The sequence below is a fragment of the Herminiimonas sp. Marseille-P9896 genome (assembly GCF_903993245.1).
In the GTDB taxonomy this organism is placed as follows: Bacteria; Pseudomonadota; Gammaproteobacteria; order Burkholderiales; family Burkholderiaceae_D; genus Oxalicibacterium; species Oxalicibacterium contaminans.
This window is the reverse complement of the sequence record NZ_CAJEVT010000003.1, coordinates 709,131-724,382: the sequence shown is the minus strand read 5'-3', so window position 1 is coordinate 724,382 and position 15,252 is coordinate 709,131. Positions and strand designations below refer to the sequence as shown.

Annotated in this window: 15 protein-coding genes; 3 read left to right on the top strand and 12 right to left on the bottom strand. The window is 55.2% G+C overall.

Annotated elements, in window-relative coordinates; all coding sequences use genetic code 11:
- Window positions 1-35: 35 nt before the first annotated feature.
- The 10 genes from H7U06_RS13595 to H7U06_RS13550 form a co-directional block, all read right to left on the bottom strand.
- Complete coding sequence (locus tag H7U06_RS13595) at window positions 36-1,034, bottom strand: ABC transporter ATP-binding protein (protein ID WP_175626657.1); 999 nt, start codon at window positions 1,032-1,034, stop codon at window positions 36-38.
- Complete coding sequence (locus tag H7U06_RS13590) at window positions 1,031-2,092, bottom strand: ABC transporter ATP-binding protein (RefSeq protein ID WP_175626656.1); 1,062 nt, start codon at window positions 2,090-2,092, stop codon at window positions 1,031-1,033. The genes H7U06_RS13595 and H7U06_RS13590 overlap by 4 nt, the downstream gene beginning before the upstream one ends.
- Window positions 2,089-2,985: an ABC transporter permease gene (locus H7U06_RS13585; RefSeq protein ID WP_175626655.1), complete on the bottom strand. Its 897-nt coding sequence runs from the start codon at window positions 2,983-2,985 to the stop codon at window positions 2,089-2,091. The genes H7U06_RS13590 and H7U06_RS13585 overlap by 4 nt, the downstream gene beginning before the upstream one ends.
- A gap of 2 nt (window positions 2,986-2,987) precedes the next feature.
- Window positions 2,988-3,938: an ABC transporter permease gene (locus H7U06_RS13580; RefSeq protein ID WP_175626654.1), complete on the bottom strand. Its 951-nt coding sequence runs from the start codon at window positions 3,936-3,938 to the stop codon at window positions 2,988-2,990.
- 62 nt (window positions 3,939-4,000) lie between these two features.
- Window positions 4,001-5,608, bottom strand: a complete 1,608-nt coding sequence (locus H7U06_RS13575; protein ID WP_175626653.1) for an ABC transporter substrate-binding protein — start codon at window positions 5,606-5,608, stop codon at window positions 4,001-4,003.
- Window positions 5,609-5,936: 328 nt separating this feature from the next.
- Window positions 5,937-7,109, bottom strand: a complete 1,173-nt coding sequence (locus tag H7U06_RS13570; protein WP_175626652.1) for a cystathionine beta-lyase — start codon at window positions 7,107-7,109, stop codon at window positions 5,937-5,939.
- A 19-nt stretch (window positions 7,110-7,128) separates the two neighbouring features.
- A complete protein-coding gene (locus H7U06_RS13565) occupies window positions 7,129-7,626 on the bottom strand; it encodes a hypothetical protein (RefSeq protein ID WP_254873243.1) in 498 nt (165 codons plus the stop codon).
- Window positions 7,626-8,987, bottom strand: a complete 1,362-nt coding sequence (gene rimO / locus H7U06_RS13560) for a 30S ribosomal protein S12 methylthiotransferase RimO (RefSeq protein WP_175626650.1) — start codon at window positions 8,985-8,987, stop codon at window positions 7,626-7,628. The genes H7U06_RS13565 and rimO overlap by 1 nt, the downstream gene beginning before the upstream one ends.
- Window positions 8,988-9,088: 101 nt before the next feature.
- Window positions 9,089-9,661, bottom strand: coding sequence for a polyhydroxyalkanoate synthesis repressor PhaR (gene phaR / locus H7U06_RS13555; protein ID WP_012079253.1), 573 nt, complete (start codon window positions 9,659-9,661; stop codon window positions 9,089-9,091).
- Window positions 9,662-9,842: 181 nt separating this feature from the next.
- On the bottom strand, window positions 9,843-11,465 hold the full coding sequence (locus tag H7U06_RS13550) for an alpha/beta hydrolase (RefSeq protein ID WP_175626649.1): 1,623 nt from the start codon (window positions 11,463-11,465) through the stop codon (window positions 9,843-9,845).
- A gap of 69 nt (window positions 11,466-11,534) precedes the next feature.
- On the opposite strand from H7U06_RS13550, the gene H7U06_RS13545 reads away from it, so the two are divergent.
- On the top strand, window positions 11,535-11,777 hold the full coding sequence (locus H7U06_RS13545) for a hypothetical protein (RefSeq protein WP_175626648.1): 243 nt from the start codon (window positions 11,535-11,537) through the stop codon (window positions 11,775-11,777).
- 11 nt (window positions 11,778-11,788) lie between these two features.
- Here the strand turns inward: H7U06_RS13545 and pgeF are convergent, their stop codons facing one another.
- Window positions 11,789-12,541, bottom strand: a complete 753-nt coding sequence (pgeF, locus tag H7U06_RS13540; RefSeq protein WP_175626647.1) for a peptidoglycan editing factor PgeF — start codon at window positions 12,539-12,541, stop codon at window positions 11,789-11,791.
- 198 nt (window positions 12,542-12,739) lie between these two features.
- Here pgeF and H7U06_RS13535 point away from each other — a divergent pair, with 198 nt between their 5' ends.
- A complete protein-coding gene (locus tag H7U06_RS13535) occupies window positions 12,740-13,261 on the top strand; it encodes a hypothetical protein (protein ID WP_175626646.1) in 522 nt (173 codons plus the stop codon).
- Window positions 13,262-13,296: 35 nt separating this feature from the next.
- On the opposite strand, the gene H7U06_RS13530 is transcribed toward H7U06_RS13535, so the two are convergent.
- The gene (locus tag H7U06_RS13530) at window positions 13,297-14,277 is read right to left on the bottom strand and encodes an RluA family pseudouridine synthase (protein WP_230089407.1); all 981 of its coding nucleotides are present in this window, start codon (window positions 14,275-14,277) and stop codon (window positions 13,297-13,299) included.
- 92 nt (window positions 14,278-14,369) lie between these two features.
- Between H7U06_RS13530 and H7U06_RS13525 the strand changes: the two genes are divergently transcribed.
- A complete protein-coding gene (locus tag H7U06_RS13525) occupies window positions 14,370-15,167 on the top strand; it encodes an outer membrane protein assembly factor BamD (protein WP_175626644.1) in 798 nt (265 codons plus the stop codon).
- Window positions 15,168-15,252 lie beyond the last annotated feature (85 nt).

Sequence of the window (15,252 nt, the reverse complement as noted above, 5' to 3'; positions counted from 1 at the left end):
GCGTCCGTATGGACGCTTTTTTTTGCCGGCCCTGCTTATGCAGTGGCGAGTTCAGTCTCCTCCTTCAGCAAAGGTAATACTGGATTCCAGCAAGCCAGACGTTCGCCGTTGACTGACATCACTTGCGGTTTCTCGCTAGCGCATTGTTGCCGCGCATTGCTGCAACGTGGCGCAAAGCTGCAGCCCGGCGGCAAGGCCGACAAATCCGGCGGCGAGCCCGGCACCGCGAGCAAAGGCTTGCCACGATTCTCGGTACTCACTGTGGATGCCAGCAAACCCGCCGTGTATGGATGACGCGGACTATGCACGATGCCAGCCACAGTATTCTCTTCGACGATACGACCACCGTACATCACCGCTATTTTGTCTGCGACTTCAACCGCTGCGCCTATATCGTGCGTAACAAAAATCACCGACATCCCGGTTTCCTTTTGTAGCTCACGCAATAGCAACAGGATCTGAATTTGCACGGTCGCATCCAGCGCCGTGGTCGGCTCATCCGCCAGCAAAAGCTTGGGCTTGCATGCGAGTGCCAGCGCGATCATGGCGCGTTGACGCATGCCACCAGACAGCTCATGCGGATACGCATCGTAGCGGCGCCGCGCTTGAGGTATCTGCACCCGTTCCAGCATTTGCAAGGCGCGTTGCATCGCGCCACGCTGATCCAGCGCTTCATGTGCACGTATCGCTTCGGTGATCTGCTGCCCTATGGTGTAGACCGGATCGAACGCCAGACCCGGCTCCTGAAATACCATCGAAGTTGTACCACCGCGATACGCATCCAGCTCACGGCCTTTCAATGCCAGCACATCCATGCCATCCACTTCCATGCTGCCGCTGATACGGGTAGTACGCAGCGGATGCAGACGCAGCAGCGTGCGCAGGGTCACACTCTTGCCGGAACCGGATTCGCCCAGCAAACCCAGCACTTCCCCAGCCTGCAAATCAAAGCTGATCTTATCCAAAGCATGCGCGCGACGATTACCGACAAACTCCACCGTCAAGTCACGTACCGATACCAAAGGCTTGCTCATGCTGCCACCTCCATCAAGGTTTGCGTGTGACCAGACTCCGGATCATTCATATGGCAGGCCACGGTATGCGCCGCATTGCCATCTGCCGCTATCACCGCAGGTACCTGCGCCGCGCATATTGCTTCTGCATGCGGGCAACGTTCACGGAATCGGCAACCGCTGGGCGGATTGATCGGGTTGGGCGGATCGCCACTGAGCGGCGTATGTTGCGTACGGTTGGCCGGATCCATAGACGGTACTGCAGACAGCAAGGCACGCGTATAAGGATGACGCGAGTTGCCGTAGATATCTTCGACCGGCCCCATTTCCACTACCTGGCCCATATACATCACCATCACTTCATCACTGATGTAATGCACCACATGCAAATCATGTGAAATAAAGAGATAGGTCAAGTCATGCTCCGCTTTCAGCTCCTGCAACAGATTCAACACTTGTGCCTGCACCGATTTATCCAGTGCTGCGACCGCTTCATCCAGGATCACCAGGCGTGGCTCGAAAGCCAGTGCACGCGCGATATTGACACGCTGACGCTGACCGCCGGACAGCTCATGTGGATAACGTGACGCAAACAGTTCTGGCCGGAGCCCCACGCGCGCCAGCAAGGCATGTGCACGTTCAGTTGCCAACGCTTTCGACACACCATGCGCTTGCGGGCCGTAAGCGACAGTTTCGCTAATCGTCAGGCGCGGGTTGAGCGATGCAAAGGAATCCTGAAATACCATTTGCAGGTTGCGCCGGAATTCCTTGAATTCGAGCCCACCAAATTCGGCCACGCCTTCACCATCAAAAATCATGCTGCCGCTATCAGGTGTAAGCAGGCGTGCGATCAGGCGTGCCGTGGTCGACTTGCCACAGCCGGATTCACCGACGATGCCCAAGGTCTTGCCCTTGGCAACCGAGAAGCTGACACCATCGACTGCGTGCACGAATTTGCGTTCGCGCTGGAACAGTTCGCCGCGCACCGGGAAGTACTTTTTCAAATCCTTGATCATCAACAGTGGCTGCGCAGGGCCGCCTTTATCTGTTGAAGCCAGGCTTACAGTTTCTTGTTTCATCGGCGTATATCCATAGCAGAGCGCACGCCATCAGCCAACAGGTTAAAGCCGATGGACGTGATAAAAATCAGCAAGCCCGGCAAAGCCGCGACCCACGGATTACGGAAGATGGCCGAACGCAAGGTGTTCAGCATCAGTCCCCATTCAGGCTCTGGCGGTTTGACGCCCAGGCCGAGGAAGGACAAACCTGCCGCCAGAATCATGCTGACGCTGAGCAAACCGGTCGCATACACGAACACCGGCCCCAGTACATTGCCCAGCACGTGCACACGGATAATCGAGAACGCACTCGCGCCGCTCATGCGTGCCGCTTCGATGTAATCGAGCTTGCGTACTTGTGTGGTGACACTCTCCGCTACGCGCACTACCTGTGGCACGAAGACCAGCGTCAGCGCGAGTATGCTGTTCGTCATGCCTGGTCCCAGCGCGCCGGAGATGGCGACTGCCAGCAACACCGACGGGAAGGCATAGAACACGTCCAGCACGCGCATGATGACCATGTTCACGCGTCCGCCTACATACCCCGCCAGCAAACCGATAGAGGTACCGATGCCGAAAGCTGCCAATACCGGCGTCACCCCCATCAGCAAGGACAAGCGACCGCCGTACATCAGGCGACTCAACATATCGCGTCCCAGTTCATCGGTGCCGAGCAGATAGCCTTCGCTACCTATAGGCAGCAGGCGCTTGATCATGCTGCCCTTGTATGGGTCCATAGGCGCCAGCCATGGTGCAAACACTGCCGCACATACGATCAGGAACACCACCAGCGCCGCTGTCATCGCAACCGGATCGCGCATCAGCTGGCGCAAGACCTTGCTCCAGTAACCGCGTGCCGGTGTCGGCAAAACGGGAACCGCGACCTGCGATGCAAAATTCAAAGAGTAAGCCATAGTCAACGTCCCATACGTGGATCAAGCAGCGGTTGCAGGATATCGACGATCAGATTCAAGCCGACAAAGAACATGCACAGCACCAGGATCGTGCCTTGCAGCAGCGGCATGTCGCGCTGAAAGATGGCAGTGTTCAGCAGGAAGCCGGTACCCGGCCACGCGAATACAGTTTCGACCAGGATGGAACCGCCCATCAGGTAACCGATCTGCAAGCCAGCCACTGCAAGCACGGTTGGTGCCGTGTTCTTTGCGATGTGACGGAAGATGGCGCGATTGCTCAGGCCGCGTGCACGCAAGGCAATCACGAATTCCTGTTCCAGCATATCGGCTACCAGTGCCCGCACGGTACGAGTGATGATGCCCATAGGAATCACCGCCAGCGTGACCGCAGGCAATATCAAATGCCGTATATGTTCGTAATCCCACAGCCACTCGGACGAGCCGCCGGGCCCTGCACCCATCGCCGGGAACCAGCCCAGCCAGATGGAAAAAATAATCGTTAATACCAAACCCAGCCAATAGTGCGGCACACTCACGCCTATGACTGACAGAAAGGTCGCAATGCGGTCTATCCAGCCACCATGCCAATAGCCGGCCAGCGCACCCAGCACACAACCGAACAACACACCGATGAAGCCAGCAATCCCGGCTAGCAACAAGGTATTACTAACCGCGCTCATGACTTCGGTCACCACCTGGCGACCAGATGCAATCGAGGTACCCAGATCACCCTGCACCGCACGTGCCAGCCACATACCGTATTGCACCGGTACCGGTTTATCCAGGCCATAGGCACTCTTCAGTGCGGCGATCACATCGGCAGGCGCATCGGCCGGAGCGATCGCATTCAGCGGATCGCCAGGTGCCAGATACACCAGCATGAAAGACAAGAGCGTCACGCTCAGCGCGATTGGAATCGCATACAGCAAACGCTTCAAAATATAGGAAAACATGGACAGCTCTCAGTGATACAGAAAGGGTGGACGAGGCGCGAGCGCCCCGCCCTTCACGCTTGTTACATACGGATCGTGGTCAGATCCTGGAACCAGTGTTGAGCCTGGATAAAGCCCTTCACTTTTGGCGAAATCACGTGCGGATTGACGTCATGTACGACCCACAACATCAGGGCATCATCGACCATGGCCTGGTGCACTTGCGCCAGCAATTTGTCCTGAGTCTTGACGTCGAAGGTGGTGCGGATCTGATCCAGCTCTGCATCTACTTTCGGATTCGACCAGCCACCCCAGTTCACGCCGTTCGGTGCGACATAACGGCTGTCAGCAAAACGGGTGAGCGCGTAGAACGGATCGGCAGTGACATAACCCAGGTTGATCGCAGTGATGCCTTTGCCTGCGTTGATATCGCCCTTGGCGCCACTACGCCAGTGCAGGTACAGGGTTTCCAGCTCCACTACTTCAAACTGCACCTGGATGCCGATTTCCGCGAGACTTTGCTGGATGTATTCATTCATAGGCAAGGACAACATCTGACCTGTACCACCTTGTGCAATCACGATCTTCGCTTTCAGTGGCTTGCTTGGGCTGTAACCGGCTTGTGCCATCAGGGCACGTGCCGCAGCGAGGTCATACTTGATTTTGAAAGTCGGTTTGCCGAACCAAGGGCTGGTCGGATCGAGCTGGCCATAAGCAGGCACTGCCAGGCCATTCATCAATGCCACAATGCCGCTGCGATCGACTGCCAGGTTGGCTGCTTTACGCACACGGATATCGGTCCATGGCGAACCAGGCTGGGTGCTGAAGTGGTAAGGCCAGACGTGTGGTGTCACGTTGGTCACCAGTTTGAAGCCCGAGCTTTTCAGTTGCGGCAAGACATCTGGTGGTGGCGTTTCGATGATGTCGACCTGGCCATTCAGCAAGGCGTTGGCGCGGGTCAGTGCATCAGGGATAGGCAACAAAATCACGCGATCAGTTTGTGCCAGGCGCGACTTGTCCCAGTAACCTGCATTCTTGACCAGTTCAGCACGCTCACGCGGTACCAGTTTGTCCAGTTTGAATGGGCCGGTACCGGATGCTTGCGACGCAAACTTATTCCAGTCGCGACCGACCTTTTCCCATTGCGCCGGGCTGGAGATCAGGAACCATGGCAATTGGTAAGGGAACAGTGCATCGACTTCCTTGGTCGTGATTTCTACCGTGTTGTCATTCACCTTGCGATACGAAACGATGGAAGGAATACGCGGACGTACTTGCGCACTTTGCTTGGCATCGAACTGCGGTGCCTTGTCGTTCAGCACCTTGTCCAGATTCCACACTACGGCGTCTGCCTTGAAGTCGGAACCGTCATGGAATTTCACGCCCTTGCGCAGCGTGAACAACCATTTCTTTTGATCTTTGGGATCAACCTTCCATTCAGTTGCCAGACCCGGAATCAGCTTGCCCGGACGTGTGCCGATATTCGCTTCCCATGCGATCAGCGGATCATAAATTGTGTGACCTGTGAATTGATAAGCACCAGCTCCGCGATCCGGCTGGCCTGTAGTCAGCGGAATATCCGCCATCGAGATCCCGTAACGTGCCACTGTTTCGGCATGTGCCCCCGAATGCAGTGCCAGCGCGACCGGAACCACCATCAACCATCGTGCAATCCATTTATCCAACGCCATAAAAATCTCCCAGTAAATACGCCACCAAAACTATGTGACATGCCAGAGATAAGCACGTGGCATGCCAACCCTTGTTTACGCGGGAGATTGCACTCTGATCAGTGTGCTAAGCCCTTCATTACACTGAGCAATTTCCGTACTCGCCGGAAATCGGCCATTCAGCCGTCAGCGCGCAATCCTGATGCGCCGCTTTGAGCAGGCGATCACAAAATTGCTCTATCTTGGGGGCGTGCTTTGGTGCAAGAATGCACAGGGGATTAAATGGATGCGCACAATAAAAAAGCACCCGTTTGGGTGCTCGTTGTACTGCCGTAGTTCGTAGGCCTGGCTATGCCTGCATCGCCTTGAATGCCTGCTCGATATCGGCGATCAAGTCTTGCGGATCTTCCAGCCCTATATTCAGGCGCACCAGTTGTCCCTGGTGCGGCCAGTTCTGCCGCATATGCTGCATGCGATACGGTACCGCCAGGCTGTGTACCCCGCCCCAGCTAAAACCGATTTTGAAAAGTTGCAGGCTATCGACAAAGCGATCAGTCTGCGCTTCGCTGTAGCGCGCATCGAAGACAACCGAGAACAAACCACCGGCCCCGCTGAAGTCACGCCGCCACAGCGCGTGTCCCGGACAATCCGGCAAGGCCGGATGCAGGACCGCAGCGATCTCAGGACGTGCCTGCAACCATGCAGCCACGGTACGCGCTGCCGCATCATGTGCTTCGAATCGTAGCTTCATGGTTGGCAAGCTGCGCAAGACCAGATACACATCATCCGCCGCCACGCCGAAGCCGAGGCGCATATGCGCGGTTTCCAGCTTCTGGTTCAGCGCCTTGTCTTGTGTAATCACCGCACCCATCAACACATCCGAGCCGCCGGACTGATATTTGGTCAGGGCTTGCATGATGATGTCCACACCCAGCTCGAAGCCACGCAAAGCGAGACCGGCAGACCAGGTATTGTCGAGCGCGACCAGTACGCCCTTGGCGTGCGCAGCGCGGCAGATCGCAGGCAGGTCCGGCACTTCCATCGACACCGAACCCGGCGCTTCAGTCCAGATCAGGCGTGTATTCGACTGGATCAGGTCAGCGATGTCGCCACCTATCAGCGGATCGTAATAACGTGCCGTGATACCGAAATCCTGCTGCAGCCAGTTGGCCAGTTCGCGGTTCGGGTTATAGACGTTATCCGGTATCAGTACATCGTCACCGCTTTTGAGAAAAGCAAAATCCACGAGGGCAATTGCTGCCAGGCCACTCGGCGCGAGCACACAGTGCTTGCCATCTTCTATCGCTGCGAGTCGTGCTTCCAGCGTAAAGGTGGTCGGCGTGCCGTGCAACCCGTAGGTGTAGGCGTTCTTATCCTGCCAGTTGCGCGAGCGCATGCTGGCGACATCCTTGAACAGGACCGTCGATGCGTGATGGATAGCTTGCGGCAGTGCGGAGAACCCGTCCGGAGCGCGATAGTCATTGTGGATCAATGCCGTCTGTAACGTAGGTCGGTCAGTCACGCGCGCTCCCGGAGGTGAATTATGGTTTGGCAGTATTGCTTGCGGCTTTCTTGGCAGCGTGCGCTGGTGCAGCGGCAGGCTTTTGTACGACGGCTTTCAGGGTAAATGGTTTGGTAATCGTGCCATCGGCGGACATCCAGCTACCCACCAGGCTATCGCCTTCCAGCTTGCCATCCCATTGACCGGAGATGTTGGTACCGTTTTCCGACTCTTCCATGAAGAGCTGGTCACCTTCGATTTCACCAGCCAACAGAATCTTGTGCGAGTTACCAAAGATGAAGTATTCACCTTCTATGCCTTCATCGATATCTGCTTTCGGACGGATATTGACTTGCACATTGATGTCGCCGACCACGCCACGAAAAAATACCGGTTTGTGGAACAGCGCTGGCACGTTGGTGCCTGGTGCAGGTGCTGTTTGCGCCGCCGGTGCATTACCTTGTGCAGCGATTTGTGCAGATGCGCCAGTGCTGAGAGCAGCCAGTGCAATCAGGGTACTCAGTAAAACTTTTTTCATCATGCTTCGGCCCACAGGTCATGTGCATCGGCGCCGGTGATTTTGACGTCGATGAATTCACCTACTTTCAATTTCAGGTGCGGTTCATACGGCGGCTTGACGTACACCACGCCGTCGATTTCCGGTGCATCAGCAGCCGAACGTGCAACGCCGCCATTGCGATTGACTTCATCCACCAGTACACGCATGGTCTTGCCGACTTTGGCTTGCAGACGCTTCTTGGAAATTTCTTCCTGCAGCAACATGACACGGCCACGACGCTCTTCGCGCACTTCTTCCGGCACTGCATTCGGCAGGCCATTCGCGGTCGCGCCCTCTACCGGCGAATAGGCAAAACAACCGAGGCGGTCAATTTCGGCTTCTTTCAGGAAGTCGAGCAAGTATTCGAATTCGGCATCAGTCTCGCCAGGGAAACCAGCGATAAAGGTGGAACGTATCGTCAGGTCCGGGCACATCGCGCGCCAGGCCTGGATGCGTTCGATATTCTTTTCACCGCTGGCGGGACGCTTCATACGCTTCAGGACATCCGGATGCGCGTGCTGCAGCGGCACGTCGAGGTAAGGCAGGATCTTGCCTTCGGCCATCATAGGAATAATGGCGTCCACGTGCGGGTATGGATAAACGTAGTGCAGGCGGACCCATGCGCCGTATTGCTTGGCCAATTCGCCCAGCGCCTCGACCAGCTGCGTCATATGAGTTTTGACCGGCTTGCCGTTCCAGAAACCCATGCGGAATTTCACATCCACGCCATACGCGCTGGTGTCTTGTGAAATCACCAGCAATTCCTTGACGCCTGCCTTGAACAGGTTCTCGGCTTCCAGCATCACATCAGCGATAGGACGCGATACCAGGTCACCGCGCATAGACGGGATGATACAAAAACTGCAACGATGGTTGCAACCCTCGGAGATTTTCAGATAGGCAAAATGCTTGGGCGTCAGCTTGATACCCTGTGCCGGCACCAGATCGATGAACGGTGCGTGCGGCTTGGGCATGTGTTTATGCACCGCATCCATGACTTCGCCCAGTGCGTGCGGGCCGGTGACGGCCAGTACTTTCGGGTGGACTTTCTGGATGATGTCGTCGCCGTCAGCGTCTTTCTTTGCACCGAGGCAACCTGTGACGATGACTTTACCGTTTTCATTCAACGCTTCGCCGATGGCGTCCAGCGATTCCTGCACGGCGGCATCAATGAAGCCGCAGGTATTGACGATCACCAGATCTGCGCCGTCGTAAGACTTGGCAGTGTCATAACCTTCAGCGCGCAGCTGGGTAAGGATTTGTTCTGAGTCGACCAGGGCTTTCGGACATCCGAGGGAAACGAAGCCGATTTTGGGAGTTACTTGTGTAGCGTTGGTCATGGCTGAGGCGGGCAAAAAGCTGGCATTAAAAGCGAAGCCGCTATTGTACCCTTTTGCCCGCCACGCCCGCCACTCGGCATGATGCGAGCGGCAGTAAGGTCTTACTTGTTGTTTTTATCGCCAGGCGGAGGTGCTGGCGGTGCAAACGGGAAAGCGCCGAACATGTTTTTCGACTGGGTCTGCATTTGTTCCTGCATTTGTACGAACAGGCTTTTGCTTTGCTCGATGTAGTTGCTCATCATGCCTTGCATGATAGGGCCTTGCACATTCATGAACTGGGTCCACATCTCCGGACTGAAAGGCTTGCCTTCGTACAGGTCCTTGGAGTTTTCGGTCAGCTTGTTCTGGATGTCGATGAAAGCCTGGATGTTTTTTTCCAGATAGGAGCCCATCATGCCCTGCATTGCATGGCCGTAGTAACGAATGATTTGCGATAAGGCAGCGCTGGAGAACATAGGAGAGCCGTTAGCTTCCTCTTCCAGGATGATCTGCAACAGGATGCTACGCGTCAAATCTTCATCAGTCTTAGCATCGAGCACGGAGAACTGCTCGCTATCCAGCACCAACTGTTTGACATCGGCGAGCGTAATGTAAGAACTCGTTTGCGTGTCATACAGACGACGGTTTGGATATTTCTTAATCAAGCGCTCGGAGATTTTTTTTGTACTCGTCATCAGTCATCCCAACTTATTGCGTCACGACGCGTTTATATCAATCGACCCAAAAAGAGCCAACGGAGTCTACCTCGACATTTCATTATAGTGCGAAAAAACAAAGGTTTACGCAACATTACGCGACACCTTGACCTACCTCAAGAAGTACGATTTTCCATTGCGGCTACGCTGCGGCGGCTATTTACGCCGCTTTTGCCTTCACATAACGGCCTGGCGCGGCCTCTATCGGTTTGAATTTGGCATTGCCCGGTTTGCTCCTGGCCTTCACCTGCTTGCCGGAATGACCTGCCAGAAATTCGGTCCACGCAGGCCACCAGCTACCCGCCACCTCTTGCGCGCCCGCCAGCCATGACAAGGCGTCCAGCCCGTCCTGCACATCATTGACCCAGTACTGGCGACGACTTTTGCCCGGCGGATTGATGACGCCTGCAATATGCCCGGCTGCGCCGAGTACGAAACGATTCTGCTGCGGTTTTTTGCGGTTCAGGATGTTGACTGATTCATATGCACTGGTCCACGGCACGATGTGGTCTTCGCGCGAACCGTAGATAAAACTCGGTGCATCGATTTCGCGCAAATCGATGGGCTTGCCACCCAACATGAATTTGCCGAATTGCTTGAGGTTGTTTTCCAGATAGGTATTGCGTACGTACCAGCAATACATGGGGCCAGGCAAATTGGTGCTGTCGGCATTCCAGTACAGCATGTCGAACGGCGCTGGATTTTCACCTTTCAGGTAATTCGACGCGACATAATTCCAGATCAGTTCATTCGAGCGCAGGCTGGCGAAAGCGGCATTGAAGTCCAGCCCTTTCATCAAACCACCGCTGCCTATCTCTTGCTCGATTTCCTTGATCTTGCCTTCATCGATATACACATCAAGGATGCCGGTATCGGAGAAGTCGAGGAAGGTAGTCAATAAGGTCAGGCTGGCCGCGGGTTCTTCGCCCCGCGCACTCGCCAGCGCCAGTGCATTGGTCAGCATGGTGCCACCTACGCAAAAGCCCAGCACATTGATTTTTTTCTGGCGTGTGATGGCTTGCGCCACATGCATGGCCTGCAGCACGCCTTCTTCTATGTAGTCGTTCCAGGTCGCATGCGCGATCGAGGCATCGGCATTGCGCCATGAAATCAGGAATACCGTATGTCCCTGCTCGACTGCATAACGTACGAAGGAGTTATGCGCCTGCAAGTCGAGTATGTAGAATTTATTGATACATGGCGGAACCAGCAACAAAGGGCGCTCGTAAACGGTATCGGTCAGTGGCTTGTATTGCAGCAACTGAAACAAGTCATTTTCAAACACCACCGCGCCTTCGGTGATCGCCACGTTGCGCCCTACTTCAAACGCAGTTTCATCGCTCTGCGAGATGCGCCCTTTTTGCATATCCTCGAACAAATGCTTGAGACCATTGGTCAGGCTCGCGCCTTTGGTCTCTATCAGCTTTTGTTGCGCTTCGGGATTGGAAAAGAGGAAGTTGGCCGGCGACATCGCGTTCACCATTTGCTCCACGGCGAAACGGACTTTTTGTTTGGCTTTGGGTGGCATCTGTACTGCATCTGCCATCGCCGCCAGGAATTTGGCATTCAGCAGATAGGCCGCTGCATTGAAGGCATGCATGGTGCTGGACTGCCAGGCCGGATCCGCAAAGCGCTTATCACTTAACGGCGGCACCTCTGAATTCAGCGTCTGCTGCCATAAGGTCATGAACTGCTGCGCATAATCACTTTGCAATTGCGCTGCCACTGCCGGATCTATCCCCATGCCAGGCATGGCGTTCGGGGAAGATTGCTGCTGATTCATGCTCGCTCCTCGCTTTTCCGTCACTTTTTCAAGTATCTTTGCGGTTTCGAACCGTCGCCGCAGATATCTATGTACATCGTCGCCATCGCCTGGATCTACGTCGTCTTTATGATGGCGATTACAGAAACATCGGTCGTAGCCGGAATTATGACTTTTTTACTCTACGGTGTCTTGCCGGTAACGATTATTGTATACGTGATGGGTAGCGGACGACGCAAGCGCAAGCGTTATGCGCGGGAAATGCAACGCCGCGAGGAACTGCAAAAATCACAGGAAGTAGCGGCGAGCACGGAACGCCCGCCGGAAGCTTGAAAGAATAGGATTTAGCGCAACCAGATCAGGGCCGCCATGCGCCCTGTCACACCATCGCGCCGATAAGAGTAAAAACGCTGCGCATCACTGACCGTGCAGGCATTCCCCCCCGTGACCTTGTGCACACCCAGCCGTGCCAGCCGCTGGCGTGCCAATTGATAGATATCCGCCAGGTATTTTCCCGGTTTATCAGCGATAGGTTGGAACGCCTGCTCTGCTGCAGCGTCCTGCGCCACAAAAGCCTGCAACACATCCGCACCGACTTCAAATTGCTGCGGCCCGATCGCCGGCCCCAGCCATGCATGCAAAGTCTCGGCACCCGCCGCGCGCATCTGCGCCACCGTGTTATCCAGCACGCCTGCAGCCAGGCCACGCCAACCTGCATGGGCAGCACCGACCGCACGACCACCGGCATCGGCAAACAGCACCGGCAGGCAATCTGCCGTCATGATGGCGCACACCACACCAGCTTGTGTGGTGTAGCTGGCGTCGGCTTCCGGCGCACCGGATACCTGTGCTGCATCAACCACAGTCGTGCCGTGCACTTGTGTCAGCCAAGCCGGTTCGGCTGGTAGCTGGCGCCGGATTTGCGCACGGTTGTGTTCCACATGCGCCAGCACATCACCGACATGCAGGCCCAGGTTCAAACCACCACCGCCCTGCCCGTCATCGTAAGGCGCAGTACTGATCCCACATGGCCGTGTGGTTGCCAGTGCGCCTGTGTGCGGCAGCGAGGTGCCCCATTGCGGGAGTATCAATTCCATAGTCGGCGTGCTTTCAATTACGTTTGATGATGCGAAGTACTGATCGAAGTGCGTATTTTACGCAATGTCGCAACTTCACTACGAGCGAGTATGTGTAGCCGCATTCGAGAGCTTTCCTGTTGGTTCAGCAATAGCCACGCCAGACAATCCCACTCACCCGCACCAGGCACTTATTCCCAGCGTTAACGATTGCAAATAATGGAAACACTTGAAGCACTGCGTCTGCGCATACAAGCATGCCGGCGCGACTCCAGATGGAAGAGCAACACCTTATCTGACATAGCCTTTTCCCTGGACAACCTGACCTTGGCTATCCCCGTCATTCCCAATGAAATATTCCTGATTTATAGCGAAATACTGAGCGACGCCGTACTGGGAGAAAAACCACATACCGCCAGCTTCATCCCTGCGCTGTTCAGTGACTTTGACAAACTGTCCGACGCGCAACAGGACGTCTTACTGGATATCTTGATCCAACACGCATCACTTTATCGTAGCCAGATAATGCAATTCTCTGTGGGCGACATCATTGCCAGAAAGTACCCTTGCGATATCGCTATCCAGGCATTCAAAAAGATGTGGGAATCCCACAATCTGCACGCCCGGAATATCGCACATTTTGGCGCGAATGTACTCTCGCTGACCCTGCCCAGGGAAGGCAGCGAACGCAACGCGCTGCGCCGTCTGGATCACATAATGGAAATGGGCTCACCATCGTAAATAGTGAGCCCATCCTTGATCACGACATGCGTCGATCAATACGTTTTAATGCCGGCCCGCTCTACCAGTTCAGCAAAGTCCTGCGGCAACTCTGTTTCCCATTCCAGCTGCTCGCCACTGACCGGATGGATCAGGCCGAGACGACGTGCATGCAGTGCCTGGCGTGGAAATGCTGTCATCAAATGCTGCTTGCCATACAAGGCGTCACCGACCAGTGCAAAACCTATCGATTGCATGTGCACGCGAATCTGATGCGTACGGCCGGTTTCAAGGCGACATTGCATCAGGCTGACCGGACGGCCATCCAGCATGCCAGTCGCCAGTCGCTGGTAATGCGTGATCGCCGGTTTGGCGGTCAGGTTTTCCGATACCGCCATCTTGATGCGGTCACGTGCATGGCGACCGATGGAAGCATCTACCTTGCCGGTAATATTTGGCGTACCCCAAACCAGCGCCAGGTACTCCCGCTTCACAGTGCGTGCCTGCAGTTGGCGCACCAGGTCGGTATGCGCGATCAGGGTTTTGGCGACCACCATCAGACCGCTGGTGTCTTTGTCCAGGCGATGCACGATACCGGCACGTGGCACACCGGAAATTGATGGCAAATAATGCAACAAGCCATTCAGCAAGGTGCCAGACCAGTTACCGGCAGCCGGATGTACTACCAGGCCGTACGGTTTGTTGATCACCAGAATTTCACTGTCTTCGTGCACGATGGCCAGATCCATCGCTTCCGGCTTGAAAGCCTGCTCTTCAGGCGCAGGTTGCGGGTAGATGACGACCTTTTCATCGCCATACACCGTCATTTTCGCGCGGGCAACTTCGCCATCCACGCTGACATGGCCGCCATCTATCCATTGCTGCATGCGGCTGCGGGAATACTGCGGAACTAGGGTGGAAAGCACCTTGTCCAAACGGACGCCACATACTTCAGGACCTAATTCCAAGGCGATCGGCGGCAGTTCCAGCGCCAGATCGTCGCCATCATCCACGCCCTCCAGATCACTTTCAGGCATGGTTTTATTCAAAATCGGTGTTTCGGTTGGTATCACTACAAGTCCCATCGGCTATAATCATTCATTGTCTAGCGGCATTCTCGCGAAATCTCATGCAAAAACCAATGCTAAAAATTACCATCGTCGCTCTCGCCTTCCTACTGTCCGCATGTAGCCTCACACCTGACAAATTCGACGAGACCAAAAACTGGTCTCCGTCCAAATTATACTCGGAGGCTCGTGAAGAGATGACAGTAGGTGACTACACCAAGGCCATCTCGCACTTCGAAAAGCTGGAATCCCGTTATCCATTCGGCACCTACGCCCAGCAAGCACAGATGGAAATCGCCTACGCCTACTATCGCCAGGGCGACCAGCCGCAGGCTTTGGCTGCTGTGGAACGCTTCATCAAACTGCACCCGGATCATCCCAACGTCGACTACATGTACTACCTGCGTGGTCTGATCAACTTCAACGATAAAGTCAGCATTTTTGACTTTGTATCGCGCCAGGATCCGACCGAACGTGATCCGAAAGCAGCGCGTGAAGCATTTGATTCGTTCAAATTGCTGACCGAACGTTTCCCTGACAGCAAGTACACACCGGATGCAACCGCACGCCTGGCCTATCTGATCAATACCATGGCGCAATACGATGTACACGTGGCGAATTACTACTACCGTCGTGGTGCGTACCTGGCAGCAGCCAACCGTGCACAAGCCGCAGTGAAAAACTATCAGGGTGCACCAGCAGTAGAAGGCGCACTGTATGTAATGATCAAATCTTACGATGCACTCAACCTGCCAGAACTGCGCGACGATGCTGAGCGTGTGATGAAGAACAACTTCCCTGATAGCGTCTACTTCCGCGGCGGTCCCAAAAAAGATAATCCTTGGTGGAAAGTCTGGTAATCACTTAACGGTTGTATAGCGCCTGACCTTTATTCAGGCCATCAAAAAAAGCCTCGCATCGCGAGGCTTTTTTATTTCAGGCTGC

Bases quoted from the DNA above. Each gene is read 5' to 3' on its own strand.
- H7U06_RS13530 (WP_230089407.1), bottom strand. From the start codon at position 14,277: ATGCCTGAAAGTGATCTGGAGGGCGTGGATGATGGCGACGATCTGGCG.
- rimO (WP_175626650.1), bottom strand. From the start codon at position 8,987: ATGACCAACGCTACACAAGTAACTCCCAAAATCGGCTTCGTTTCCCTC.
- H7U06_RS13550 (WP_175626649.1), bottom strand. From the start codon at position 11,465: ATGAATCAGCAGCAATCTTCCCCGAACGCCATGCCTGGCATGGGGATA.
- H7U06_RS13595 (WP_175626657.1), bottom strand. From the start codon at position 1,034: ATGAGCAAGCCTTTGGTATCGGTACGTGACTTGACGGTGGAGTTTGTC.
- H7U06_RS13535 (WP_175626646.1), top strand. From the start codon at position 12,740: ATGGAAACACTTGAAGCACTGCGTCTGCGCATACAAGCATGCCGGCGC.
- H7U06_RS13545 (WP_175626648.1), top strand. From the start codon at position 11,535: ATGTACATCGTCGCCATCGCCTGGATCTACGTCGTCTTTATGATGGCG.
- H7U06_RS13580 (WP_175626654.1), bottom strand. From the start codon at position 3,938: ATGTTTTCCTATATTTTGAAGCGTTTGCTGTATGCGATTCCAATCGCG.
- phaR (WP_012079253.1), bottom strand. From the start codon at position 9,661: ATGACGAGTACAAAAAAAATCTCCGAGCGCTTGATTAAGAAATATCCA.
- H7U06_RS13525 (WP_175626644.1), top strand. From the start codon at position 14,370: ATGCAAAAACCAATGCTAAAAATTACCATCGTCGCTCTCGCCTTCCTA.
- H7U06_RS13590 (WP_175626656.1), bottom strand. From the start codon at position 2,092: ATGAAACAAGAAACTGTAAGCCTGGCTTCAACAGATAAAGGCGGCCCT.
- H7U06_RS13575 (WP_175626653.1), bottom strand. From the start codon at position 5,608: ATGGCGTTGGATAAATGGATTGCACGATGGTTGATGGTGGTTCCGGTC.
- pgeF (WP_175626647.1), bottom strand. From the start codon at position 12,541: ATGGAATTGATACTCCCGCAATGGGGCACCTCGCTGCCGCACACAGGC.
- H7U06_RS13565 (WP_254873243.1), bottom strand. From the start codon at position 7,626: ATGAAAAAAGTTTTACTGAGTACCCTGATTGCACTGGCTGCTCTCAGC.
- H7U06_RS13585 (WP_175626655.1), bottom strand. From the start codon at position 2,985: ATGGCTTACTCTTTGAATTTTGCATCGCAGGTCGCGGTTCCCGTTTTG.